Genomic DNA, 1,626 nt, shown 5'->3' on the forward strand with positions numbered 1-1,626 from the left:
GCAGGTGACCACGGATCCGGAGGCGCCGGTCAGCCGGGCCGACATCCTCACCCCCGACGAACGCCACCAACTCCTGCGCGCCTGGAACGACACCGGCCGGGACGTGCTGACGGTGACCGTCGCGGAGTTGTTCGCTGCGCAGGTGGTGCGGACCCCCCAGGCCACGGCTCTGGTCGCGGGTGACACGCGGTTGAGCTACGCGCGGCTCAACGCCTGGGCAAACCGCATCGCCCACTGGCTCATCGGTCAGGGAGTCCGGCCGGGCGACACGGTGGCCGTGGCGCTGCCGAGGTCGGCTGAGCTGGTCGTCGCGCTTCTGGCCACCCACAAGGCAGGGGCCGCGTATCTGCCGCTGGACCTGGACTATCCAGCCGAGCGTACGGAGTTCATGAGCCGTGACGCGGAGCCCACGTACACGATCGACGACCTTGATCTCCTCAGGGGGCTGAGGGACGGCGAGGCCATGGACCCGGCCGTCGCGCAGGACCCGAGCCTTCCCGCCTACGTGATCTACACCTCGGGTTCCACGGGGCGTCCCAAGGGGGTCGTTGTTCCGCACCGGGCCATCGTCAACCGACTGTTGTGGATGCAGGACGAGTACCGTCTCGGTCCTGACGACCGGGTCCTCCAAAAGACACCGGCGAGCTTCGACGTCTCCGTGTGGGAGTTCTTCTGGCCGCTCGTCACCGGCTCCACCCTGGTGGTGACGGAGCCCGGAGGCCACAAGGACCCGGCGTATCTGAGCCGGCTGATCCAGGCCGAGGGTGTCACGACCGTCCATTTCGTGCCGTCCATGCTGGACGCGTTCCTCGCCGACGCGTCCGCCGGGCTCTGCACGACCCTGTCCCGGGTGATGTGCAGCGGAGAAGCGCTTCCGGCGGACCTGGCCGCTCAGTTCCACCGCACGCTGCCCCACGCGGAACTGCACAATCTCTACGGCCCGACCGAGACCGCGGTGGATGTCACGTCCTGGCACAGCGTCGCCGACTCGGGGGTCGTGCCCATCGGCCGGCCGGTCTGGAACACTCGCCTGTATGTGCTCGACGCCGCGCTGCGCCCGCTGGCTCCCGGCGTACCCGGTGAGCTGTACATCGCCGGGGCCCAGTTGGCCGACGGCTATCTGCGACGGCCGGGAGTGACGGCCGAGCGGTTCGTCGCCAACCCCTTCGGTGCGACCGGCGAACGCATGTACCGCACGGGCGACCTCGCCCGCTGGACCGCCGACGGTGCCCTTCAGTTCCTCGGCCGGACGGACCAGCAGGTCAAGGTCCGGGGCTTCCGCATCGAGCCCGGCGAGATCGAAGCGGCTCTCACCGCGCATCCGGCAGTTCACCGGGCCCTGGTGGTCGCCCGGCAGAACAACCTGGTGGCCTACGCGGTGCCGGAGGAGGGCGGCGAGGTCGACGCCCAGAACATCCGGGAGCAGCTGCGCGCCACTCTGCCGGACCACATGATCCCCACGGCCGTCGTCCCCATGGACCAGCTTCCCTTGACGCCGAACGGGAAGGTGGATCGGGGTGCGTTGCCGGTGCCTGATTTCGGGGTGTTGGTGTCGGCGGGGGGCCGGGAGCCTCGTTCGGCGCGTGAGGTGGCGTTGTGCGGGGTGTTCGCGGAGGTGTTGGGGGT

At 69.7% G+C, this 1,626-nt stretch carries 1 protein-coding gene; it reads left to right on the forward strand.

Annotated features, from left to right (window positions below):
- Window positions 1-1,626, forward strand: a 1,626-nt coding sequence (locus tag ACH4TL_RS45795; RefSeq protein ID WP_398332158.1) for an amino acid adenylation domain-containing protein, incomplete at both ends; no start/stop codon positions are given.

This window comes from Streptomyces sp. NPDC021115 (assembly GCF_044333065.1).
Lineage (GTDB): Bacteria > Actinomycetota > Actinomycetes > Streptomycetales > Streptomycetaceae > Streptomyces.